Source organism: Nostoc sp. (genome assembly GCF_036917135.1).
GTDB lineage: Bacteria > Cyanobacteriota > Cyanobacteriia > Cyanobacteriales > Nostocaceae > Nostoc.
Map to the genome: position 1 here is coordinate 130,435 of NZ_JBALEA010000077.1, position 22,170 is coordinate 152,604.

The window sequence follows — 22,170 nt, forward strand, 5'->3', positions numbered from 1 at the left end:
AAACTTTTTTTGAATTTTGAATTCGGAGCGAAGCGACGTGACGACTATATCTCCTTCTGTGGAAGTTCAACGCAAAACACCATTTTGGAAAAAATTTGGGCGGGTTCCTTGGACTTGGCGAATCACCATTGCATACTTGACAGTGATGTTGTTTATCCCCATCGCTGCCATGTTCTTGAAAGCAAGTACAGAAAGTCCGGCGAAATTTTGGGCGATCGCCACCAGTGATATCGCATTAGCAACATACAACGTAACTTTTTTTACAGCAATTTTTGCTGCCTTGCTCAATGGCGTATTTGGAACTTTGATTGCTTGGGTTCTGGTTCGCTACGACTTTCCCTTAAAACGCTTGATTGATGCCACAGTAGATTTACCCTTTGCCCTACCAACTTCGGTAGCAGGGCTAACCCTGGCAACAGTTTACAGCGATAATGGCTGGATCGGTTCCCTACTAGCACCAATGGGAATTAAGGTATCTTTTACCCGCACCGGAGTAGCGGTGGCAATGATATTTATCTCACTACCTTTTATTGTGAGAACTGTGCAACCAGTGCTTCAGGAAATGGAACATGAAATTGAAGAAGCCTCTTGGTGTCTTGGTGCTTCTCAATGGCAGACTTTTTGGAAAGTGATTTTGCCACCTTTATTCCCGACGATTTTGACTGGTGTTGCCTTGGGTTTCTCCCGTGCAGTTGGCGAGTATGGCTCGACTGTGATTATCTCTTCCAATACGCCCTATAAAGATTTGATCGCACCTGTGCTGATTTTCCAACGCTTAGAACAGTATGACTATTCTGGTGCAACAGTAATTGGCATAGTTTTACTATCCATTTCGTTGGTATTGCTATTGGCAATTAATTTCTTACAAGGATGGGCAAGGCGATATGACAGTAGATAAGCCAAGTTTTCACTCGTCTGCATCTGTATCAGATACAGCCAAACCTCTTAAAGAGCAGAAGAGTTGGGTGCCAATAGTTTTAATTGGGATAGCGATCGCCTATTTAGCCCTAGTTCAATACATCCCGGCAATTAACGTTTTTGTCCAAGCCTTCAGCAAGGGTGTTGGGCCATTTCTGTCCAACCTAACGCGTCCAGCTTTTCTTCATGCAGCTTGGCTGACACTGTTGTTGGCTTTGATTTCCCTACCTGTAAATACAGTATTTGGGCTATGTGCAGCTTGGGCGATCGCTCGTCACAAGTTCCCCGGACGCGCCGTAGTTTTGAGCATTATTGACTTGCCCTTTTCGATTTCGCCCGTAGTCGCCGGATTGATGATTGTGCTACTTTACGGGCGCAATGGGTGGTTTGGCACTTGGCTACAGGCACATGATATCAAAATTGTCTTTGCCTTCCCCGGTATGGTGCTGGCTACAGCATTTGTGAGTATGCCCTTTGTGGCGCGGGAAGTGATTCCTGTTTTAGAAGAGTTTGGTAAGGATCAAGAAGAAGCCGCTAGAACTCTAGGTGCGAAAGATTGGCAGATATTTTTGCGCGTCACCCTGCCCAGTATCCGTTGGGGCTTACTCTACGGTTTAATTTTGACCAATGCCAGAGCAATGGGTGAATTCGGGGCAGTTTCAGTGGTATCTGGCAACATTGCTGACCAAACCCAGAGTTTACCACTATTTGTAGAAGATGCTTACAAACAATACGAAACTGAAGCTGCTTTTTCTGCGGCTGTACTGTTAGGGTTGCTAGCAGTAGTAACCTTAGTGCTGAAGGAGATTCTAGAACGGAAAACCAGCATTAAAGATGTTGAATAATTAGATATGGGGTATTGGGAATTGGGCATTGGTTATTTATAGCGGTTCCCAATTGCATGGGAATACAGAGCTAACCCCCAGCCCCTTCGCTTCTAGCGTTGGGGAGCAAGATTCAAAGCCTCTCTCCTTTTAGGAGAGAGGTTTGGAGAGAGGTCAAAACTGTACTACACCCAAGCGAGAACCGCTATATATCTCCCTCATCCTCCCCTGCTGCCTCTACTCCCTCTGCCACCACTACCTTCTACGGTTAGTAACAATTATGACTAGTGACAATACGCTAAACCACAAACGGATTCGACTCAGAATTCCCAAGGACTATCACCAGGAACCTGTCATTTCTCGCCTGGTGTCTGACTATGGATTGACTGTGAATATCACGGCAGCGATTTTGGGAGCTAATGCTGTCGGTGATGGTTGGTTTGACCTGGAATTACAAGGAACAGATGCACAAATTCAGAGCGGGTTAACCTATCTCCACGACTTGGAGTTGGAAGTCTGGGATGAAACTAAAGCAACTGATTGGTAAGGGACTGACAACAAATAAATTACCCAATCTTGTGGGCTGGGCAACATGAGCGCCTTAGCTTAGGGGCACACCTGCGGTTTAAAAGTAATTTATCTAACCTTATTAGGCGTAGAGAACACAGAGTAAAGAGGGATTCTTTGACCAAAATTTTTACCCACGTTCAAAGGGCTAGTCCTGGAATCAAACCGGATTCCTATAGTACAGCAGATTTCAGGTAAATGAAGTACATATATAAAACCCAAAACCTTGTAGAGACTTAGCAGTGCTACGTCTCTACGTGTATTCGATTAAAGCGCAATCTGCTGTAAGCACTTCAGTAGTTAAGATCAGGACTAAAGTCCTGACTACGAACTTATTTATTCAGCAAAGTTACCTTAATTTAAAGAACGCTAATTCACTACCTCTATCTAATAAAAAATTATTGGATAGAGGTGATTGTGAATTTAGCTAAACTCATTACTAACGTTGATAGTGACCGCGAATCCATACCTTGTGGTGATGTATTCTCTCCCAATGCCCAGGAATCCACCTTTGATGATGATGCCCACCAAGATCGATGACTAATGCTGATGCCTGTTTTGGCATAGCAGTAATGAATAGTGGTAAAGCAACTAATACACCTGCAAGCATCCGTTTCATAACTACTTTTCCTTTGTTCAACTATCTGGGATTAAGTCAGTTAAATTCTTTGTGAGTTCATTTTCAGTAATTTAACTGATTTATAAATTTAGACTGCTGGTTTTTCCAAAAGGTTTAATTTAGTTGATGTCAAGTTTGTGTTGCTGATATGTCAAATTTATATATTACAGCTTTAACCTCAAGTTAGTTTACCTAAAGTGAGGATAATTTACGTGAATTTACTCATTGTGTTTTTGCGGTCTTTGTGCAAATATCCTTTACATAACAATTAAATGCATTAAATCGATAGATTTACCGTATTTTGATAAAAGCTAAAAATATGAAAATCTCTATGAGGCTGAAATCCAACCAGGCACGGCATCAGCAAGATTTTCTGCCTAACCCAAAGATTGCGTAGGCGCAGCGCACTGTAGGTATCGCTATTGGGAATTAATCTGATGTCTCAGAGTAAATCTGTAGAACCTGCTTCAGTCCACAGTCGAATTCTCGTGCCTCAGAGTTATCACAGGCAACCTGTAATTTCCCGACTTATATCTCGTTATGGTTTAACTGTCAATATCAAAGCTGCATCCCTGACATCAGAAAGTGACAGCGACGGCTGGTTTGATTTGGAACTTTCAGGAAATCCCCAAAAACTGACAAATAGCCTATCTTACTTGCAGGGATTGGGAGTGAATTTACTGGAATTAGCGATCGCTAACCAGATTCAATCCAACCAGCACTCTCTAACTTTTCCTAACCCAGCTAGCAAACTCGGTCACCAAGACTCTGCATGGCTGACAAATCAATGGCAAGAACAATTCCAGCAGTGGATTTCTCTCGGTAAAACCAATCGATTGCGCTTGCAACTGTGCATCTTAAAATCCTATTACCAAGAACCGGTGATTTCCGAGTTAGTTTCTGGTTATGGGTTAACAGTCAATATCACTAGTGCTAGACTTCAACCCGATACGGAAGATGACGGCTGGTTTGACTTAGATTTGTGGGGGAGAACAAAGCAACTCTACTCCAGCCTGAGTTATTTAGAAAAACTGGGGCTACCGATTTGGCTGGATTTGTCTAGTGTTTATAGCGATGTCTACAACGGTCACTGAGCGACTTGCCTTGAGCGAAGTCGAAAGGAGCCGAAGTGCGGGCTACGCCTACGCTAATTAATAAAATTGTTACTATCCAATGGCAGCACTAAATAACCAAAAAAACAATTCCCAAACCAGATTATCACTGCTTTCTTCAGTCTCTGAAAAAAGCCAAGTCACTCAGATTCGTGTGCAGATACATATTCCCAAATGCTATTTGCAAGCGCCTGTGATTTCGCAGTTAATTTCTGCTTACGGTTTGGTAGTTAATATTACTAAAGCTATGCTAGAACCAAATACAGATGGCGAAGGATGCTTTGACATTGAACTGCGGGGAACAGTGTCACAAATTTCTAGCGGTTTAGCTTACCTAGAATCGCTGAATCTGAGAATTGTGGGCAAGCCCAATGCTGACGGCGATAGCTGGTTTTACTGAAATCATCTAAATTTCATAGTACCAAATTTCTTCTTCTCGCAGCACAATTCGATGCAGGGAAAGACGATTAATCAAACCCTCTTGCTCAAACTGCCCAAGAACACGAGTGATGGTTACACGAGTTGAACCGACCATTTCCGCCAAGTCTTCATGAGTCAGACGCATATCGATTAAACGTCCTTTCTCAACTTCCGAACCAAACTTTTTGGATAACCATGCCAACAGCTTGATGAGCATAGTATCCACTTTTTTATGGCTACGAATCACCATCAATTCTTGAGCCTGTTGGATATGGGCAAGTAGAGTTTCTGTTAGTTGAGTCCACTCCTCTAGAGGTAAGACTGTCGCCTCCACTTTAGTTAGGCATTCCATCTGATAAGGATCTAATTTTGACAAAACCTTCCCAACCACATCTCCAGGTCCCCACAATCCTAGGGCGACGGTTGTACCATCTTCCAGATAGGTAAAAGTCCTAACAAAACCCTTTTCAATCTTCCAAAGTCCGTTTTTATGCTCTGGCAGAAATGACCTACGGGCAAAAATTTGATTAGTATTATTACTGCTTAAGCTGGGTAAGCTTGTGTACAAAGACACCATATTTTATAAGGCTCTTATCCGATAAATTAACCGTAGTATTATATTTATATCAGTTTCTAAGACCATCTGAATATTTTAAACAGAGGAGTTAGGAGTTAGGAGTTAGGAGTTAGGGGTTAGGGGTTAGGGCGTGTTTTCAAACCCTACTTGAAGCACCTGAGTCTTTGGAGATCCCCCCAACCCCCCTAAAAAAGGGGGGCTTTTAGAGTTTCTTTTCCCCCCCTTTTTTAGGGGGGTTAGGCAGGGTGGATTAATTGTCTAGAGAGAAAAATTAAAACCCTCATTCTTGCGTTCATAAATCGAGTTACCCTGTTAGCAGGCTGACGAGGTTACGGGGATTCCAAATTTTCTCTCTGCACAATTAATCCACCCTGCTTTTTAAGGGGGGTTAGGGGGGATCTTCGAGTTTGAAAACAGTCCCTAGGAGTTAGGAGTTAGGAGTTATTATTTCTCCCCTGCCAATGCCCCATGCCCAAAATTAAATTCCCGCACCATCCAGAAAATCTTCAATCATCCCATCAGAATTTTTGTTCTTAGGTTTGTTGGTTGGTTCGTTACCAAGCTCAGTTGGGGACAAACTTGATTGATCTTGCAACTGCTCGAACTGTTTCTCTAGAGCTTTGACGCGTTCAAATAAAGCGCGGATGACTTCAGCTTCTACGTCGCGTACTTTATCATGATCCAGAACGTTGGTAGAGGAGTTGTTCTGACGAGTCACGCGCCCTGGAATCCCAACTACAGTAGTGTTACTGGGTACATCTCGCAGCACTACAGAACCGGCTCCAATACGGACGCGATCGCCAATTTGAATATTTCCCAATACCTTTGCACCCGCTCCCACAACGACATGAGAGCCTAAGGTGGGATGGCGTTTGCCGCTTTCTTTACCAGTGCCGCCAAGGGTGACACCTTGATAAATCAGGGCATAATCGCCCACGATCGCAGTTTCACCAATCACTACTCCCATGCCGTGATCAATAAACACTCCCTGACCAATTAATGCCCCAGGATGAATTTCAATTCCGGTTAAAAACCTACTAATATGAGAGATGAATCTGGGTATAAAGGGAATTCCAATTTTATGCAGCCAGTGTGCCAATCGATGAGACACTAGAGCTTGGAGTCCAGGGTAACAGAACAATACTTCTAGCCAGTTACGGGCTGCTGGGTCACGCTCAAAAATGGTTCGCAAATCAGTTAGTAGCATACTCTGTTAAGATTTTTGTTGGTAAGCGAGGCTCTGAAAACAGAAGCTCAGGATAATTCCCACCAAAAGATCAGGCCATTTATGGGAATTGTGTCAGACAATAATCTACGGTAAGTCGATCGAGTATAGTGTTTTTGTGGGTAGTAAGTGGGATGCTATCACATTCCACAGTTGGAAAAAATTAATTTCGCATAAACTGCGATAAGTCCCTCAATTCACCGTAGTATATTGAGTACAGTCTTGAATAGCCAAAACTACGCTCTCTTGGATCTATCTTCCAAAGTGGAATACGCGCTGCTGGCACTCTTAGAGCTGGCAATCCACCACGGAAAAAAACTTCCTCTAACCATGAGCGAGATCACTGCCAAGCAACCCATACCTGAACGCTATCTGGAACAAATTTTGACCAACCTCCGGCGTGCTGGTGTGGTGCAGAGTCAACGCGGCTCTAAAGGAGGTTTCGTTTTAGTTCGTGAACCTTGGCAGATTACAATACTTGAAATTGTCACTTTGGTAGAAGGCGAGCGGAAAGAGAAAGATACCTCTGACTCTCCGACTCTAGAAAAGACTCTGGTTTATGAAGTTTGGGAGCAAGCTAACGCTGCCTCAATCGAAGTTTTGGGTCGTTATACACTCCAAGACTTGTGCCAGGAAAGAGAAACTCGCGCCCAGCAAAGTCCGATGTATTATATTTAGTTACGAGGAAGCACTCACATGCGAATAGCGAAAGATATCACAGAGTTAATCGGACGGACTCCTTTAGTTCAATTAAACAAGATTCCCCAAGCTTCAGGAGCGGTTGCTCGGATTGTGGTGAAGCTAGAAAGCATGAATCCAGCATCTTCGGTGAAAGATCGGATTGGCGCGAGTATGGTGGAAGTGGCGGAAAAAGCAGGTTTGATTCACCCAGGGAAAACCGTTTTAGTCGAGCCGACTTCAGGAAATACAGGAATTGCGCTGGCGATGGTGGCAGCAGCCAAGGGTTATCATCTTATTCTAACGATGCCTGACACAATGAGCCAGGAAAGAAGATTGATGCTCAAAGCTTATGGCGCTCAATTAGAGTTAACGCCAGGGGTAGAAGGGATGCGAGGAGCGATCGCTCATGCAGAGCAGATTGTAGCTCAAACGCCCAATGCTTATATGTTGCAGCAGTTCAAAAACCCCGCAAACCCGAAAGTTCACGCCGAAACCACGGCAGAAGAAATCTGGAATGATACTGATGGAGAGGTGGATATTCTAGTGGCGGGAGTGGGTACTGGTGGGACGATTACAGGGGTTTCAGAAGTTATTAAAGGACGGAAGCCGAGTTTTCAAGCGATCGCAGTTGAACCCAGCAGCAGTCCAGTATTAACAGGCGGTAAATCAGGGCCTCATAAAATTCAGGGTATTGGCGCGGGATTTGTCCCAGCAATTTACCGTTCACAACTGGTAGATGAAGTGATTCAGGTAGCAGATGAGCAAGCGATCGCTTACAGCCGTCGTCTCGCAAAAGAAGAAGGATTGCTATCGGGCATTTCTACTGGCGCGGCTTTATATGCGGCTATTCAAGTAGCACAACGGCCAGAAAATGCAGGTCGCCTAATCGTGATGATACAGCCTAGCTTCGGCGAACGCTACCTCAGCACCTCACTGTTCAAAGACCCAGAGGAAAATGAGTGGTTGAGTAAAGTTTGATTCCCTATACCAATTTTAACTATTACGCCGTAAGTCCCCCACTGAATTTGGTACTTCCGTTTACAGTGGCGGGATATAAGGCGGGTGATAACGATTGCATCTAGTATTGGTTTTTTGTTAGGCAAAAACAAATGCTGGATGTATGGTAGCGAGTCACCTGATTTTTTTGCTTGAAACCCTTGTAAATCACCGCCTTTTAGGGAGTGAAACAGCCCTGCTTTTTAAGGGGAGTTACTGCGTTGGGCGGCTCTGCCGACTTGAAGGATGTGGGGTGGATTTAGCAGGAATTACATGGGTTTTAGGCAAAGAATAATTAATTTCTGGAGATGTCTAATGCCCAATGCCCCACATTACATTTACAATCGACTAATATCTTTTGTCACTAACTTCCAACCTTCTGCTTCGTCAACTAGCTTCATCGACTCTAGTTCAAGATTGTTGAAAGCAGATGCATGAAGCAGGAAGTATGGTTGGCCGTTGTAGTGCCAATAATATTCCAGTTCACCAACAGAAGCCGGAATGATGGTGCGATCGCTATAATAATCCAACGAGGGACGATGGTAAGGAAAAGATGTGTAAATCTTCCTCGTAGCTGGATTTGCCCGCACAATCATGGCGGCCACTGGTTTAACTGGATAGGCTTCAGATAATTCCCAAACCCAATAGTTAGATTTCATTAACAGCAGCAGCGAAATATAGCTTCCCCAAAACAAAATCTTCAGAAATTGCCCGTCGCCTCGTTCTGCTAAAATAGCTGCTAAGGTCATAGTTAAAGCGACTGCGGCGAAAATCAGTTGTAAGTCTGTTTTGGGTATTGCACCCCAACTGAAATAAATGCTACCAGCAGAAGCAACTATCGCAAGTATCGCCAAACCAGCAACCCAAGCACGGGGATAAGATGAGAGTAAAGGCGAATTTTCCGTTTCTGATAATTGGATACCAAAAGCTAAGGCTAAACTAGGATAAATCGGGAATAGATACCAGGGGACTTTGGTAATCATGAAGGAAATTACCATCAGGTAAACACCACTCCACGCCATTACTAGTTTTGCCCAGCTAAGATTACGATTTTCCCAGGTTAAGCGGACAGTTTGCGGTAAGAATAATAACCACGGCCATGTGTACTTAAGAAGTTCAAGGACATAGTACCAAGGTGGTTCAGGATTGCCCTCTACAATAGAGCCAATTCGATCTAGTGATGGGTTTGCAAGGCCAATTTGGGCGAAAGTGTAACCATAGTGAATTAGTTGGGCACTATACCAACCAGCTACAGGCAGAATGCCAATTAAGATTGCGATCCAGAGATAGTAACAGGTGAGTAGTCGTGGTGTATCCCAGAATAAAAATACAAGTGCGATCGCACCTAGTAATATGCCTAGCAATCCTTGAGTTAGGCAAATGAACCCAAAGCTAATACCAACACCAAGACAATAACGTAAATCCCGGCGCGATCGCAACACGCACAACATCATCACCATCAAAAAACTTACCATTGCCCCATCCAACATTGCCAACCGCCCATGACGCACCACGGGTAGCATTGTGAGGTAAATCAAGGCGCTATAAATCGCTGCCCAACGCTGGCGAAATATCTCTCGAGCAATGCAATACAGTAAAGGTACAGATGTCGCTGTTAAAATTGCTCCAGGTAGACGTGTTGTGCATTCATTTTCACCTCCTAGAGAATAAGCCCAAGCAATTAACAAATGCATCAAAGGCGGCTTGTCATGATATGGTTCGCCTCCTAGCGTTGGGTAAAGCCAACGCATTGAACCTGCTGGTGCGTGCCAAATTTCACGAGCAACCTGTGCCACAGTACCTTCATCCCAATCTCGCAACGGCAATCCTCCCAGATTGATGCTAAACAGTAACACTGCTGCCAACAGCAAGACTATTAGCCATACCCAATCAACCCATTTGCCAACCGTGCGATGCTGTTTTTCCAGATGACTCCAAATAAAGCTTCCTTCTTGCATATTCTCTGGTAATCATTTTACTTGCTGGTTTGATTACATAGAGACATCTAGCGAATCTCCAATGTTGCCACCCAGTAACAACGTATGTTATTAACAATTGCTAGTTTCCAAGATTAACTCAACTTTTTATAATTAGCGCTATTTTTTGAAAAATTTATCTTAGTTAGTTAAAGAACATTTAAACCGATAAATGATAAAAATAATACAGCCAATAAATTATTTATTACCTAATGAGTAGTCCGTAAAGTAACTTGTATTTTATTTTGAATGTGACGCTTAGTTTAATCACTACGAGAAAAATAAAGTAGCCCTTTTTATCTTCCTTATGAAACATTAATAAACTTATCAATGCGCGGAATGCAGAGCTAAAATATTCTGCGTATACGAAGGATCGAGCGTCTCCAAAATAGCCTTTTACAAAAGTGTGTAAGCTTAGGGAACTCCAACAAATAAATTATCCAATCTTGTGGGGTGGGCATCTTGCCCGCAGTATGACTTGGGCGGGCAAGATGCCCACCCCACAAGAGTTACTAAGAGTTACTTGGATATTTTTTTATTTGGAAATCTCTTAGGGAGATGACATTTGGGCATCGACCTTAGAGGTTGTTGGAAAAGTAGTTGGCTGTATCTTTGCACTCATTAGATCCCCCCTAACCCCCCTTAAAAAGGGGGGAACCGGAGTCAAAGTCTCCCTTTTTAAGGGGAGCCACTGCGGTCTTGGGGTCTCCCCAAGTAGAGCAAGTGGCGTGGATTTAGGGGGATCTAAACGTTTTTTTACCGAGAAGAGGACTTTTCAAACATCCTCTTAACTTGAAACCAATGGCAAGATGCCCGCCCTACAAGTAAATTAACTAACTTTCCAACCTCACTCTTTGCAATTTCAGCATCGTAATACATATCATCAGCCACAAAAAACCGACTCCATAACCTGCAATTATGTCTGTCGGCCAATGGACTCCTAAATATAAGCGGCTGATACCAATAGCAGCAATTAAAATAACTATCAAACTGTAAATAAATTTGGCAAAATGAGGATAGTGAGTTGCCAACTCGTAAGCAATAAAACCATAAAGCACCATAGAACCTAGTGCATGACCACTAGGAAAACTAAAAGATTTTTCAGAAATCAATTGATGCCACAGTTCCGGGCGAGGTTTAGAAAAAAACAACTTTAGCCCTGTATTTAACATTAATCCCCCCAAACAAGCAAGTACAAAAACTTTCGCTTCTTCTCGGTAACGTCGCCACCAAAGTAACAAGACATTAACGCCTGCAACTATAACCACTGTACTAGGATTGCCGAGATTGGTAATAAACAGCATTAAATGATCTAAATTTGGATTGGCGAACTGATGTAGCCATAACAGAAAATTAGTATCAAATGCAAAAGCTTCTCGCTCCAAAACCTCTTCAGCTAGTTTTGCTAAAACAAAAAGGATGAGCAGACAACTAGCAAGTCCAACAATACCAATTGTGGCAATTAAGGAAGCCAAGCGAGGATGTATATAACGCAACCATAAGTTAGAAATTTGTCGGAGCATACTTTGATATTATTCATCATTAGAAGGTCTAGCTACGGCTATTTTTTGATGCTTTAGAGTTGTGAACAAGATACAAACTCCAAGTATTGACACAAGAACTATAGATGAGCCGATAGTGCCAAAATCGAGGCCACCTTTAGTGTGTGATTTTGTCAGAATATCCCCCAGTGTGGCACCAAATGGTCTGGTTAGGACAAAGGCAATCCAAAACAACATAACTTGGGAAATTTGGGTATAGTAATGCGCTGCCAATACTAGGGCAAGCAAACCAGCAATTAGCAGCGCTCCTCCTGCAAATCCCAGCCCAGAACTATCAGCTAAGAAATCGCCCAAGGCAGTACCCAAAGTATTTGAAAATAGAATTGCAGTCCAATAAAGCAGCTCAACTTTAAGGGTTTTGATATTGTTAACAGATAGAGAGCCAATACTGAATCGCCAGAACGCCAAAATACCGAAGAGAATGGTAACTAAAATTGTACTCCCCGCAGCGTAGCCCAGCCCTAAAGTACGATCCATGAAATCTGACATTGTGGTGCCAGCAGTGCTAGTTGAAAGGATAACTGTCCAATAAAGTAATGGGTTATAGCTTTTCGAGATCAATTGAGTCGTAAGAGTTAGTAGAAACACTGCAACCAATATCAGAGAACTAACCGCATAGCCCACATTTAGCGTCATCGATAAAAGGTCTCCTGCCGTTTCTCCCAGAGTAGTTGCACATATCTTCATGATCCAAAAGAATGCGGTGATTTGTGGAAGTTTGTTCATTGTTGCTCCTACTTGATCTGAATTTGTGATTTTATCGTAGAGATAAAAAGTCAAGAAATAGTCAAGATTTGATTTAAAGCGAAATTTACTCATGATAAATATCTGGAATTTCTAATTAAAAGTTAATTTCACTATTTGATATTTAATTTATTGAACTCAAACTAATCTTGACTATTTCTTGACTTTTATTACCTACTATGAAAATACAAACCCAGACTTTAAGGGATTTTACAAGTATGCAAACTTCAACAAAAATCATTTTGGCAGCAGCTTTTGTTGGTACTTTGGGACTTGCTGGATTGTCAAGAGTTGTATCTGCAAAACAACCACAATCTTTTGTAGTAATTGCACGTCAGCATCATAGTGCTACCCAAGTTGCTGAAGCCAGTGATGGCGACGGTGAAACAAACGATGATGCACAAGAAGCAGCAAAACTGCAACCGCTAGCTAAAATTACAGCACAACAAGCACAGCAAGCAGTTGAAACATCTGTGGGAGGTAAGGCGAAAAGTGTCAAGCTCGAAAATGAAGATGGCAACTTAATTTATGCCGTAGAAATTGGTCAGCAAGAAGTTACAGTCGATGCTGGTAATGGCAAAGTTCTCTATGCGGAGAATGCCAATCAACAAGATGAGAAAAATGAAGCTACTCGTCCTAAGAGTAGTATTCAAGTTCAAGAAACTAGTGATAGCGATCGCAAAACCAATGATGATGCTAAGTAAATAGGGAACTTAAAATCACATTGTCAGGAAGTTGGTAAGCGCACTGTAAAACAACTACCAACACCTAATTGACTTGTGATAGTAATTAATCCGCCGTGATTTTGGGCGATCGCTTGAGCGATCGCTAGCCCTAAGCCAGAACCACCTGACCAATAAGAACGAGACTGATCTGCTCGCCAAAAACGCTCAAAAGCCTTATCGATATGCTCTGGTGCAATTCCCACACCTGTATCTTGGACGTTGACATAAAGCTGAGAACCAACACAACTGGTTTTAATTTCAACTACGCCTCCTGATGGTGTGTAATGGAGCGCGTTTTCAACTAAATTAGTAAATAGTCGCGTTAATTGAACTGAATCACCTATTAGCTGAAGATTAGCAATTAGTTGAGTTTTAAAGTTAATTTGTTTGGCTTCAGCTTGAGGTTTATACTGTTGTATTAGGTTCTCTAATATTGACGTTAAATTGAGAGTATCCCTATTTTGATGGGAAACTCTATCAGTGCGTGCTAACAACAGTAAGTCTTCTGTGAGGCGAGTCATCTGGTTAGTAGCGCTAGCGATCGCCTGAAACTTTTCTGCATCTTTTGGCCCGATTTCATCTGGATATTCTAGCGGTAACTCAGCATTAATTTTGATAGCCATTAACGGACTACGTAGTTCGTGGGAAGCATCAGCAGTAAACTGTTTGAGTCTTTGAAAACTCTCTTCGATGGGTTGCATTGCTTGACGAGTTAGGAAAATTCCGCCAATACTACTCAGAACCAAAGTTATAATAATCCCACCGCCTAATCCCCAGTCTAGTTTTTGCAGGGTTTCATCAAATTCTTCTAAAGATTGACTCACCCTCACATACCCAACTAGCTCACCATTATCGCTAGCAATAATTGGTACAGTCACTCCTTGGATAGGAACTTTACCTTTCTGAATTTGGACTATTTTGTTTGGTAAAAAAGGTAAAGTTAAAACAGTTTTGCCTTGTTGGTTAATTAAATTTCCCTGAGTATCAAACCACTGCAATGCTTGATGATAAGCAATTAAGTCTTGGGGACGAAAGTCACTTTCAATCGTCAGGCGACCTTTTTCAAACTCGACATTTGCAGCCGCACCTTTCCCTATAGCTGTGAGTTTATCTGTGATTTGTTCAGTTAAGCTGCGAGTGAATGCAAATCGGACTGCGATCGCAAATATTCCCAGCAGCAATGCGAACACCACTAAGTAAGACAACAATAAACGATATCTGATTCTTTGAAACACATTATCTAATCTTGTAGGATGGGCATCTTGCCCGTCTCTGGCTACGAATTACGAACTTGTACTGAGCGTAGCCGAAGTATTACGAATTAGGAATTATTTTACTTCTGTCCTAGACGATAACCAATGCCATAGATATTCTCAATCAAGTCTTCTGAACTTCCAGATGCTCTAAGTTTATTCCGCAAATTTGTAATATGAGTTTTAATACTTCCTTCTCCCGAAGATTTATCAAAATTCCACAGTTTATCAAGAATCGCCGAGCGAGTGACAACTTGATTTGGATTTCTCAAAAAATATTCTAATATCATATATTCTTTAGGAGTTAATGATATGATATTTCCTGCATAAGTAACCTGTTGAGTTGCTGGGTCTAGTTGCAAATCACTGTGGATTAAAATCTGGGGACGAATCTCTGGAGTTCTTCGAGCTAAAGCCCTGATGCGTGCTGCTAACTCTTTTAAGTCAAATGGCTTAATCAAGTAATCATCAGCACCAGCATCGAGTCCGATAATTTTATCGCCCATTGTATCTCGTGCCGTCAGCATTAAAATTAGAACATTAGATGAAGCTGCGCGTAAACGCTTACATAGACTAATTCCATCTAATTTAGGAAGCATTAAATCTAATAAAATTATTTCATATAATGCTGATTGCGACCATTCCCAAGCTGCTAATCCATCGGTTGTGATATCGACAATATGGTGTTGTCGTCTTAAAAACTCGGCTAATGGCTTCGCAATGCGATCGTCATCTTCAACTATCAAAATTCTCATAATGCTCCACCTCTAAATTATTAGAGCTTGCTAACACTGAGCAAGGATTATCTTACCTACAAGGTTAAGATTAAATCACTTAAACGTTGAAGATTAGTTCTTTTAAGCTGACTCGTAAAATCTATTTTCTTATCTCTGCTCTCTCTGTGCCTCTGCGGTTTGAAAGTAATTTATTTAACCACAGAGGCGCAAAGAACACAGAGCAAGAAGATTAAAGAGAAATTTTTTTCCTAATTCCTAACTTTATGATAAAGGGTATCTCGTTGTTGGTAAGGTCTTTCTAAAGAAGCGATCGCAGTTTCCAAAGTTTCCACTTCCATACACGTACCACCCAAAGCACCCGCCATTGTGGTAATATGCTCTTCCATCAAGGTGCCACCGATATCGTTGCAACCCCAAACTAAGGCTTCTGTCGCCCCTGCAAGCCCCAATTTTACCCAACTCTGTTGATGGTTGGGAATCCAATTACCTAAGAAAATCCGCGCTACAGCCCCTAACAGCAACGCATCACTCAAAACTGGTTGATCGCGTCCGACACGGCGACGTAAGGATTTGGGCGCTTCTTGTCCAACGAAGGGTAATAAAATAAACTCTGTGATCCTTGCTGGATATCCCTGATTGATAGCGGTTTTTTGGAGCGATCGCAATTTTTCTAAATGTCCAATTTGCTGTTCGTGAGTTTCAATATGCCCAGATAGCATGGTGCTGGTGGTATGCAAGCCTAATTTATGAGCTGTGCTGACAATTTCTAGCCAAGTGGCTGTGTTAATCTTCTCTGGACAAAGTATCCGTCTAACTTCATCATCTAACACTTCGGCTGCTGTTCCCGGCATTGAGCCAACACCAGCATCCCGCAAAGCAGTAATCACATCAGCATATTGCAGTCCGTCAAGTCTGGCGATAAATTCCACTTCCTGGGGTGAGAAAGCGTGTAAATGTATCTGGGGAAATTCCTGTTTAATGGTTTCCACTACCTTGAGATAGTAGGGCAAAGATTTACCATTTATCTGGGCTTGTGGGTTTAATCCCCCCTGCATACAGATTTCCGTCGCCCCCCGTCGCACTGCATCTGTCGCTTTTTCCAAAATTTGCGCCGAATCTAACCAGTATGCATCAGTATCACCATCATCTCGGCGGAAAGCACAAAAACTACAGTGCTGCTCACAAATATTAGTAAAGTTGATATTACGGTTAATTATGTATGTAACCGTATCGCCTACTTGAGTGTGGCGGAGTGTGTCGGATGTAGCACGTATTGCTGCGATCGCCTCCGGCTCAGTTTGTTGTAACAACACCACTCCCTCTTCAAGAGATAAATCGTACCCCATCAAGGCACGGTCAAGAATTTTTTCAACAGCGATTTTTGTCTGCATTATTTTCTTAATTTTTAAGTAAATTTTAATTTTATAATCTGGGAAGTAATAAAATTTAGTTGCTTTTCTGTTCTAGTCGCCACAGCCTACTATACTGGAAAAAATTGACCAATTTGTATTTCTTCTCAAGCTCATATCTAAATATTTTAGAAGGATTATACAAAAATACATCACTGAAACTATCAGGAATATTTGGTATAATTGGTTGAATTACCAATTGCATCTGCACTTTGTCATCTAAAACATGAATTAGAGACATTAGATCGCCAATATTGAAAGAATAATTACTACTAATTAATAGTGGGTGATTAGCCTGATTGATGATGCGAACTATTATAGGGTTGAAATTGCTGCCTTTATTCCACCATGTCTCGGCTTGAGAACTCACAGCACAGGATATAACTCCAGTGGAAATTAGTACTATCATTACTACTTGCCAAAATTTTCGGGCTATTAACTTAGAAGAAATAATTTGAGTCGCCAGCAAGTAAGCAACAGATAGTTGAATGGCGACATAACATGGAATGACATATCTAGGTCGCAGACTGAGCTTACCTCCAATAATTAAATCAGACAATATCATAGCTAAAGCAGGTAATCCACTTAAAGTAAAAACAAATAACCAAACTCGTTTTTCTGCTTGGCGATAAAGAAATAAGAATGAATATACTACCAAGATTAGTATTAAGGGAATTAAAAATCGACCCCAGCGCAAAACTGGCAAATTCAAATCTGGAAAAAATGGTTCGTAGCGCCAAAAATCAGCAAATAAATAGCTAATATTACTAATCCAACCAGAAACCAAAGCTGATACAGATTGTCTGGTTTGAGCAGTGGTTGTTGTGCTTTCAATTTCAGATAAGCTATGAATAACAGTTAAAATCCAAGGAACGAAAGCTAAAAAACCGGCACTAGTTGCTATTAGATAAGCTTTAACGCTTTTGGTAAATCGAAAGCTTTCAATTGTAAATAGATAAATCCCGTAGGCGATCGCTAGAAATCCAGAAAACAAAAAGGTGTACAATGATAAGGTCACTGTTACTGCATAAACTCCCCAAAGCTGCTTGCTACCCAGCCTTATTGCTCGCAGCAGTGCAGCACTCGCTAGCAAAATAGTCACCATCCACAAACCGAACTCCCTTGCCTCTTGAGCGTACAGCACATAGAAGGGTGAAATACTTAGAAGAGATACACTTATCCATGCTGTTATGGGTGAGTGAAATAATTCTAAGCACAGCCAATAAATACCAGGAAAGGCTAGCAGGCTAATTATGGCTGATAAGCTTCTCGTAGTCGCTACTGAATTACCAAAACATTGCATCCATAATCTAACCATCACGTAATAAAGTGGAGGATGTTGAGCATCCTCCACCGCCAAAGAATTGATTGTATCGATTAAACCCTTTTCAGAATTAGGCTGTTGATATTTTTGTATATCTCTAACAGCAAACACGCGTCCATTAAACACTTTTTGAACAAATTCTGTCTTAGTGTAACCAGAAATTCGTAATGAGGTATAAGCTTCATCGTGGGAGTAGAGTTTTCGATCCAGATAAGCGAAGCGAAAAAATATTCCTAATATTAACAAAATGATGATTAAAAATCGTAGCCAAATCGGAGGAAAATATTTTGAAAGTACTGATTGTCTGTTGATCATAAATATCGAACTATATAGCGGTTCTCGATCAGCTGAGGTACGTTTTCAAAGCTACTAACCTTCCTAACAAAGATTTGGGTGTACCTCAGCTGCTTAGGAAACGCTATATATTGGCTGGAATTCTCACTAAAGTACTGATATTACTAATTTCCCCTTATTTGCGGTGTTCGTCGATGTTGTATTAGCAACCCAATGGCCATACCAATGCCGACAAAGGCTGTAAAAAGGTATCGCTTTGTGATCGATAGCTATAGACACAATTATTGTACAAATAACCAGATTATAAAATACATTTTTGAGGAATTTGTTGAGAAATTCAAGATAAGTAAAACTAATAAATTAGCGAAAAAGGTAAGGGTAACTCTCCCACCGTCCGTGAGTAGCAAGCGACACCACTAGCCACACTTAGGACATAAGATTGTAATGCCTCTGTCATTTAGATAGGTTTTACTAAACCTTACGTAGGTGTTAATATAGGTAATCTTCATGAATGAAAACGAAATAGCTGGCTCAGTATGCTAATACGGCTCATACAGAGTCTTATTCATCTGTTTTCAGTGATTTACTGCTGACTGCTCCCTGTAGAAGTCAGAATACCTGCCGAATCAATCATTAATATCGTTTTATCTAAGAGGTACAAAATGACAGTTCAATCTTCTAGTTCGATTCAGCAACAAGTCGCCCGTCGCGTTCTATCAGTGCCTGTACAATCAGCGCTCTATGTCGCACTGTGTTCTTTGACTCTGTGGACAATTTATTTCACTACATACCCCGCTATCCATGACACGACTCATACTCTGCGTCACCACACACTGATGGTGAGTTGCCATTAGTTGATTGAGTCAATGATTAGCAGGAGGAGAGAAATCAAATGACTTTACTTAAGTGGTCTAAGCTGATCGGTGCGATTTGCATGATCGGAATTATCCTGTATGCTTCGATCGGACTTGGACAATCCCCTCAACCATCGGTGCGGCTAACAACCAATCCACCCATTAATCAGGTTCAACCCCTCGAGGCTGAAGCCACCACAGTTTTGGGATCAGGACACTACAATCCGCCAGTGCAGCTGATGCTGCAAGCCGTAGATGCTCAAGGGCAATCTTTAAAGGATGCCAAAATCCACTTGCAATTGTTCACCCGTCCTAAAAACCCGTGGTTTACAACAGATTTTCCCATCGTCGAGGGGACAAAGTTGCTGGACATTGAGGGCAATGCACCAACAGGTCAGTTGCAGGTTCAACAAACCCTGCCGATCCGGGGAACGTATCAACTCCAGGTAGCAGTTACTCCGCTCATTGCCAATGCCTTTGAGCCGATAAAGCAAACGCTGACGCTGACGCTGCCTGAAAATCCCTTAAAGTTTCGCTACTTTGGCATCCTGGTTGTGATTTTGCTGGCAGTTGGGCTACTAGGAGGTTGGGTGATTGGGGGCAGACAACCAATTCAACCGGGAGAAATTGCCCCGCAACAGGTGCGATTGTTGTTGAGTGGATTGATTGTAGTAGCGATCGCTGCACTCCTCTGGGTCAATATCAGCGCTGAACTTGCCGAATCGCACCATACGATGTCGATGCCAGGTATGGGAGAAGAAGTTCCGCCCTCCGGTAAGCCCGCTAAATTGCAGTCTCAAGGACTTTATATGCAACTATCGGGTGACCAGAGTGCAACGGTGGGTCAACCTGCCAGATTGCAGGTTAGCGTCAGTGATACCAAAACCAGCCAACCCGTGACAGATGTAGTGTTGAAGGTAACAACCACCCAACTCGAAAATAATTGGGTGGCGTTTGCTTATGAAGGGACTCCAGATAGCAACGGAAAATTAGTGTGGGAGCAGGAATTCTTTGACGGTGCCCCCCATAGCGTTGTTGTCGAGGTTGCGCCGCAAGCAAACGTAAGCCGGCAATTTCAGCCATTTCAAGTTGCAGAGAATATTCTAGTCGAAGGTGTCGCTCCGCCGATGCATGTGCGGTTGATTTCGCTGACTTACTTCACTGGAGTTGTGGTAATTGGTTTGCTGCTGGGACTGTGGCTGCGACAACGGCAGACTCCGCGTAGTGGCATGACTTGGAAGCGTAGTGTTTCATAAGTCAGTGTCAACTAGCGTTATTGCTATGTCATTTGGTTGTAAATACATTTGTCCTTAGTTTCTTTGCTCAATGACCGGACAGGCTGATTGCGTAAAATCCATGTCGGATACGATTGAGTGTTCGATATGGATTTTTACAGACACAGCATCAGAAATTGAACCCTGCAATTTATCTATGAATCATCAACACATTATATTCGTCTGCACGAGGTGTGGAAGTAGTCATCAGACAAAAGAGTGTGTTGCTAAAAGCGGTGGTGAATTGCTGCTAGAGAAATTACAAACCCTATATCATAACTGGGTGTTGCAAGACGAGTTCTCGATTCGACCCGTTGAATGCATGGGTGTTTGTGACCAGGCTTGTGCAATTGCTTTCGTCTCTTCTAACAAACACACCTACTTATTCGGCGATCTGCCTGCTGATGCTGAATGTGTAGAGAAGACAGCAACTGCCATACTTGACTGTGCTAGTCAGTATCACACCAAGCTAGATGGTTTGCTCCCATACGCCAAGCGCCCGGAACTACTCAGAGCCGGAGCGATCGCACGGATTCCACCGATGCCGCCGTGTCAATAGACATTTTACTAAGTTCCCTAAACACTTATGTAAGTACTTGTTGCTTTCATGAGTAATGGGGTTCATTACCATTTAGAAAAATATGAGGGCATTGAATTCTTTGGAGTTGGAATAAAACACTTCAAAACTTAACTTCTTTATACTTTTTATTTAAGTAAAAATACTATTGAAAGGAGAAAAATTGCCTAGAGTTTTGCAAGACAGCTAATCATGGTAAAATCCCACAACCAAGAACGAAAAAGGAATACCCTACTCCCTATTTTCAAGACAGATTATAGCTCGGTCTGAATCTAATAACTTCAGTAGCAATTTTGAAGCACTATAAAATTATTGACAATAATTATTAATTCTTCTAATATTTAAAAGCAATTGCAAAAGATTTGCAATTCTTTTTTAGCGCTAACCGTAACTAAATGTCATGCCCAACAACATCGCTCTGGGTAACGTAAAACCGTGGAGCCGCCGTCAATTATTGCAGCTGGGGCTAGTAGGTGCTGGAGTGACTGGTGCAGCTGGACTTTGGCAGATGCTAAATCTACAAAGTAAGTCAATCGTCAAAGTGCCACCATTCGAGATGGAAGCAGCAGACGACGTTACTAACCCAATGAGGATGGTAAGGGATTTTGATTATGGGACGGTAAAGCAAGAAAATGGGCGGACTATCCGGGAATTTCAGTTAACTGCTGGTACTTCCATCATCAAGCTCAATAGTGCTGTCTCTTACAACATCTGGGATTTAAATGGTCGCATACCAGGGCCAACGCTACGGGCAAAACAAGGCGATCGCATTCGAGTACTATTTCTCAATAATGCGGGACACTCTCACTCTTTGCATTTTCATGGCGTTCATCCGGCAGAAATGGACGGTGTTCGCCCAATCAGCAATGGTAATGCCACAATTTATGAATTTGATGCTGAACCTTATGGTGTTCACTTATACCACTGCCATATTGAACCAGTCACCCGGCACATCGCCAAGGGACTATACGGAATGTTTATCATCGATCCACCTACTCCCCGTCCCCCGGCTGATGAAATCGTACTAGTGATGGGTGGGTATGACGTGAATGATGATAGCCATAACGATTATTACGCCTTCAACGGTCTGCCCCACTATTACATGCATAACCCGATTCGCATTTACAAAGATCAGTTGATTCGGCTATATGTTCTCAACATCATTGAATACGATCCGGCGGTGACGTTTCATCTCCACGCCAACTTCTTTGATGTCTATCGCTATGGCATGACTATGACTCCTAGCGAGAAAGCAGATGTGATTACAATGGGTGTCGCCGAAAGGCACATCTTAGAATTTGCTTTTCGCTATCCAGGTAAGTATATGTTCCATCCCCATCAGGATGCGATCGCCGAAAACGGTTGCATGGGTCAATTTGAAGTACTTGCTGAAAGCAACTCTCAAAATTCTGTTAAAAAGTCCTGACAATATTATTAGTAATTTGTAATTAATTCATTAAAGTTTAAAGAATAGTTGATAAAAAATGTCATTATGTGCGACA

Annotated in this window: 22 protein-coding genes; 12 read left to right on the forward strand and 10 right to left on the reverse strand. The window is 42.1% G+C overall.

Going from position 1 to position 22,170, the window contains the following annotated elements; translation table 11 throughout:
• The first annotated feature begins 37 nt into the window (after nt 1-37).
• From cysT to V7K50_RS25090, 3 genes are all read left to right on the forward strand, one after another.
• Nucleotides 38-898 (forward strand): sulfate ABC transporter permease subunit CysT, encoded by an 861-nt coding sequence (gene cysT, locus V7K50_RS25080; protein ID WP_442944662.1) that lies wholly within the window; start codon nt 38-40, stop codon nt 896-898.
• Nucleotides 885-1,763 (forward strand): sulfate ABC transporter permease subunit CysW, encoded by an 879-nt coding sequence (cysW, locus tag V7K50_RS25085; RefSeq protein WP_334964835.1) that lies wholly within the window; start codon nt 885-887, stop codon nt 1,761-1,763. Before cysT ends, cysW begins: the two co-directional genes overlap by 14 nt.
• A gap of 259 nt (nt 1,764-2,022) precedes the next feature.
• Complete coding sequence (locus tag V7K50_RS25090) at nt 2,023-2,289, forward strand: NIL domain-containing protein (RefSeq protein WP_334802736.1); 267 nt, start codon at nt 2,023-2,025, stop codon at nt 2,287-2,289.
• A 459-nt stretch (nt 2,290-2,748) separates the two neighbouring features.
• On the opposite strand, the gene V7K50_RS25095 is transcribed toward V7K50_RS25090, so the two are convergent.
• Nucleotides 2,749-2,928, reverse strand: a complete 180-nt coding sequence (locus tag V7K50_RS25095; RefSeq protein WP_334964837.1) for a hypothetical protein — start codon at nt 2,926-2,928, stop codon at nt 2,749-2,751.
• Between the two features lie 437 nt (nt 2,929-3,365).
• Between V7K50_RS25095 and V7K50_RS25100 the strand changes: the two genes are divergently transcribed.
• Both V7K50_RS25100 and V7K50_RS25105 read left to right on the forward strand, forming a co-directional pair.
• On the forward strand, nt 3,366-4,022 hold the full coding sequence (locus tag V7K50_RS25100) for an NIL domain-containing protein (RefSeq protein WP_334964839.1): 657 nt from the start codon (nt 3,366-3,368) through the stop codon (nt 4,020-4,022).
• 79 nt (nt 4,023-4,101) lie between these two features.
• The gene (locus tag V7K50_RS25105; protein ID WP_334964841.1) at nt 4,102-4,440 is read left to right on the forward strand and encodes an NIL domain-containing protein; all 339 of its coding nucleotides are present in this window, start codon (nt 4,102-4,104) and stop codon (nt 4,438-4,440) included.
• Between the two features lie 6 nt (nt 4,441-4,446).
• On the opposite strand, the gene V7K50_RS25110 is transcribed toward V7K50_RS25105, so the two are convergent.
• Both V7K50_RS25110 and cysE read right to left on the reverse strand, forming a co-directional pair.
• Entirely contained in the window at nt 4,447-5,037 is a 591-nt protein-coding gene (locus V7K50_RS25110) for a Crp/Fnr family transcriptional regulator (protein WP_334964843.1), read from the reverse strand.
• A 478-nt stretch (nt 5,038-5,515) separates the two neighbouring features.
• On the reverse strand, nt 5,516-6,244 hold the full coding sequence (gene cysE, locus V7K50_RS25115) for a serine O-acetyltransferase (protein WP_334964845.1): 729 nt from the start codon (nt 6,242-6,244) through the stop codon (nt 5,516-5,518).
• Nucleotides 6,245-6,457: 213 nt separating this feature from the next.
• On the opposite strand from cysE, the gene V7K50_RS25120 reads away from it, so the two are divergent.
• Nucleotides 6,458-6,940, forward strand: a complete 483-nt coding sequence (locus V7K50_RS25120; RefSeq protein ID WP_334964983.1) for an RrF2 family transcriptional regulator — start codon at nt 6,458-6,460, stop codon at nt 6,938-6,940.
• 18 nt (nt 6,941-6,958) lie between these two features.
• The gene (cysK, locus tag V7K50_RS25125; protein ID WP_334964847.1) at nt 6,959-7,921 is read left to right on the forward strand and encodes a cysteine synthase A; all 963 of its coding nucleotides are present in this window, start codon (nt 6,959-6,961) and stop codon (nt 7,919-7,921) included.
• 356 nt (nt 7,922-8,277) lie between these two features.
• On the opposite strand, the gene V7K50_RS25130 is transcribed toward cysK, so the two are convergent.
• The 3 genes from V7K50_RS25130 to V7K50_RS25140 form a co-directional block, all read right to left on the reverse strand.
• A complete protein-coding gene (locus V7K50_RS25130; RefSeq protein ID WP_334964849.1) occupies nt 8,278-9,897 on the reverse strand; it encodes an ArnT family glycosyltransferase in 1,620 nt (539 codons plus the stop codon).
• A gap of 851 nt (nt 9,898-10,748) precedes the next feature.
• Nucleotides 10,749-11,438 carry a phosphatase PAP2 family protein gene (locus tag V7K50_RS25135; protein ID WP_334964851.1) on the reverse strand — a complete coding sequence of 230 codons (690 nt, stop codon included), beginning with the start codon at nt 11,436-11,438 and terminating at the stop codon, nt 10,749-10,751.
• Nucleotides 11,439-11,447: 9 nt separating this feature from the next.
• Nucleotides 11,448-12,203, reverse strand: a complete 756-nt coding sequence (locus V7K50_RS25140) for a COG4705 family protein (protein WP_334964853.1) — start codon at nt 12,201-12,203, stop codon at nt 11,448-11,450.
• A gap of 236 nt (nt 12,204-12,439) precedes the next feature.
• On the opposite strand from V7K50_RS25140, the gene V7K50_RS25145 reads away from it, so the two are divergent.
• Nucleotides 12,440-12,925 (forward strand): PepSY domain-containing protein, encoded by a 486-nt coding sequence (locus V7K50_RS25145; protein WP_334964854.1) that lies wholly within the window; start codon nt 12,440-12,442, stop codon nt 12,923-12,925.
• A 23-nt stretch (nt 12,926-12,948) separates the two neighbouring features.
• Here the strand turns inward: V7K50_RS25145 and V7K50_RS25150 are convergent, their stop codons facing one another.
• The 4 genes from V7K50_RS25150 to V7K50_RS25165 form a co-directional block, all read right to left on the reverse strand.
• Nucleotides 12,949-14,181: a sensor histidine kinase gene (locus tag V7K50_RS25150; RefSeq protein ID WP_334964856.1), complete on the reverse strand. Its 1,233-nt coding sequence runs from the start codon at nt 14,179-14,181 to the stop codon at nt 12,949-12,951.
• A gap of 98 nt (nt 14,182-14,279) precedes the next feature.
• Nucleotides 14,280-14,954 (reverse strand): response regulator transcription factor, encoded by a 675-nt coding sequence (locus V7K50_RS25155; RefSeq protein WP_334964859.1) that lies wholly within the window; start codon nt 14,952-14,954, stop codon nt 14,280-14,282.
• Nucleotides 14,955-15,184: 230 nt separating this feature from the next.
• Nucleotides 15,185-16,327, reverse strand: coding sequence for a 7,8-didemethyl-8-hydroxy-5-deazariboflavin synthase subunit CofH (cofH, locus tag V7K50_RS25160; protein ID WP_334964861.1), 1,143 nt, complete (start codon nt 16,325-16,327; stop codon nt 15,185-15,187).
• 55 nt (nt 16,328-16,382) lie between these two features.
• The gene (locus V7K50_RS25165) at nt 16,383-17,984 is read right to left on the reverse strand and encodes a glycosyltransferase family 39 protein (protein ID WP_334964863.1); all 1,602 of its coding nucleotides are present in this window, start codon (nt 17,982-17,984) and stop codon (nt 16,383-16,385) included.
• A gap of 641 nt (nt 17,985-18,625) precedes the next feature.
• Here V7K50_RS25165 and V7K50_RS25170 point away from each other — a divergent pair.
• The 4 genes from V7K50_RS25170 (at nt 18,626) to V7K50_RS25185 (ending at nt 22,094) form a co-directional block, all read left to right on the forward strand.
• Nucleotides 18,626-18,817 (forward strand): CbtB-domain containing protein, encoded by a 192-nt coding sequence (locus tag V7K50_RS25170; RefSeq protein ID WP_334802721.1) that lies wholly within the window; start codon nt 18,626-18,628, stop codon nt 18,815-18,817.
• A 38-nt stretch (nt 18,818-18,855) separates the two neighbouring features.
• Nucleotides 18,856-20,073 (forward strand): hypothetical protein, encoded by a 1,218-nt coding sequence (locus V7K50_RS25175; protein ID WP_334964865.1) that lies wholly within the window; start codon nt 18,856-18,858, stop codon nt 20,071-20,073.
• 175 nt (nt 20,074-20,248) lie between these two features.
• Nucleotides 20,249-20,650, forward strand: coding sequence for a DUF1636 domain-containing protein (locus V7K50_RS25180; RefSeq protein WP_334964867.1), 402 nt, complete (start codon nt 20,249-20,251; stop codon nt 20,648-20,650).
• A 418-nt stretch (nt 20,651-21,068) separates the two neighbouring features.
• Entirely contained in the window at nt 21,069-22,094 is a 1,026-nt protein-coding gene (locus tag V7K50_RS25185) for a multicopper oxidase domain-containing protein (RefSeq protein WP_334964870.1), read from the forward strand.
• Nucleotides 22,095-22,170 lie beyond the last annotated feature (76 nt).

What these genes read in the sequence shown, in the direction of transcription:
- cysK (WP_334964847.1), top strand. Translation starts at nt 6,959, where the DNA reads ATGCGAATAGCGAAAGATATCACAGAGTTAATCGGACGGACTCCTTTA.
- cysE (WP_334964845.1), bottom strand. Translation starts at nt 6,244, where the DNA reads ATGCTACTAACTGATTTGCGAACCATTTTTGAGCGTGACCCAGCAGCC.
- V7K50_RS25130 (WP_334964849.1), bottom strand. Translation starts at nt 9,897, where the DNA reads ATGCAAGAAGGAAGCTTTATTTGGAGTCATCTGGAAAAACAGCATCGC.
- V7K50_RS25180 (WP_334964867.1), top strand. Translation starts at nt 20,249, where the DNA reads ATGAATCATCAACACATTATATTCGTCTGCACGAGGTGTGGAAGTAGT.
- V7K50_RS25135 (WP_334964851.1), bottom strand. Translation starts at nt 11,438, where the DNA reads ATGCTCCGACAAATTTCTAACTTATGGTTGCGTTATATACATCCTCGC.
- V7K50_RS25185 (WP_334964870.1), top strand. Translation starts at nt 21,069, where the DNA reads ATGCCCAACAACATCGCTCTGGGTAACGTAAAACCGTGGAGCCGCCGT.
- V7K50_RS25155 (WP_334964859.1), bottom strand. Translation starts at nt 14,954, where the DNA reads ATGAGAATTTTGATAGTTGAAGATGACGATCGCATTGCGAAGCCATTA.
- cysW (WP_334964835.1), top strand. Translation starts at nt 885, where the DNA reads ATGACAGTAGATAAGCCAAGTTTTCACTCGTCTGCATCTGTATCAGAT.
- V7K50_RS25095 (WP_334964837.1), bottom strand. Translation starts at nt 2,928, where the DNA reads ATGAAACGGATGCTTGCAGGTGTATTAGTTGCTTTACCACTATTCATT.
- V7K50_RS25140 (WP_334964853.1), bottom strand. Translation starts at nt 12,203, where the DNA reads ATGAACAAACTTCCACAAATCACCGCATTCTTTTGGATCATGAAGATA.
- V7K50_RS25100 (WP_334964839.1), top strand. Translation starts at nt 3,366, where the DNA reads ATGTCTCAGAGTAAATCTGTAGAACCTGCTTCAGTCCACAGTCGAATT.
- V7K50_RS25105 (WP_334964841.1), top strand. Translation starts at nt 4,102, where the DNA reads ATGGCAGCACTAAATAACCAAAAAAACAATTCCCAAACCAGATTATCA.
- V7K50_RS25145 (WP_334964854.1), top strand. Translation starts at nt 12,440, where the DNA reads ATGCAAACTTCAACAAAAATCATTTTGGCAGCAGCTTTTGTTGGTACT.
- V7K50_RS25165 (WP_334964863.1), bottom strand. Translation starts at nt 17,984, where the DNA reads ATGATCAACAGACAATCAGTACTTTCAAAATATTTTCCTCCGATTTGG.
- V7K50_RS25090 (WP_334802736.1), top strand. Translation starts at nt 2,023, where the DNA reads ATGACTAGTGACAATACGCTAAACCACAAACGGATTCGACTCAGAATT.
- cofH (WP_334964861.1), bottom strand. Translation starts at nt 16,327, where the DNA reads ATGCAGACAAAAATCGCTGTTGAAAAAATTCTTGACCGTGCCTTGATG.
- V7K50_RS25170 (WP_334802721.1), top strand. Translation starts at nt 18,626, where the DNA reads ATGACAGTTCAATCTTCTAGTTCGATTCAGCAACAAGTCGCCCGTCGC.
- V7K50_RS25110 (WP_334964843.1), bottom strand. Translation starts at nt 5,037, where the DNA reads ATGGTGTCTTTGTACACAAGCTTACCCAGCTTAAGCAGTAATAATACT.
- V7K50_RS25175 (WP_334964865.1), top strand. Translation starts at nt 18,856, where the DNA reads ATGACTTTACTTAAGTGGTCTAAGCTGATCGGTGCGATTTGCATGATC.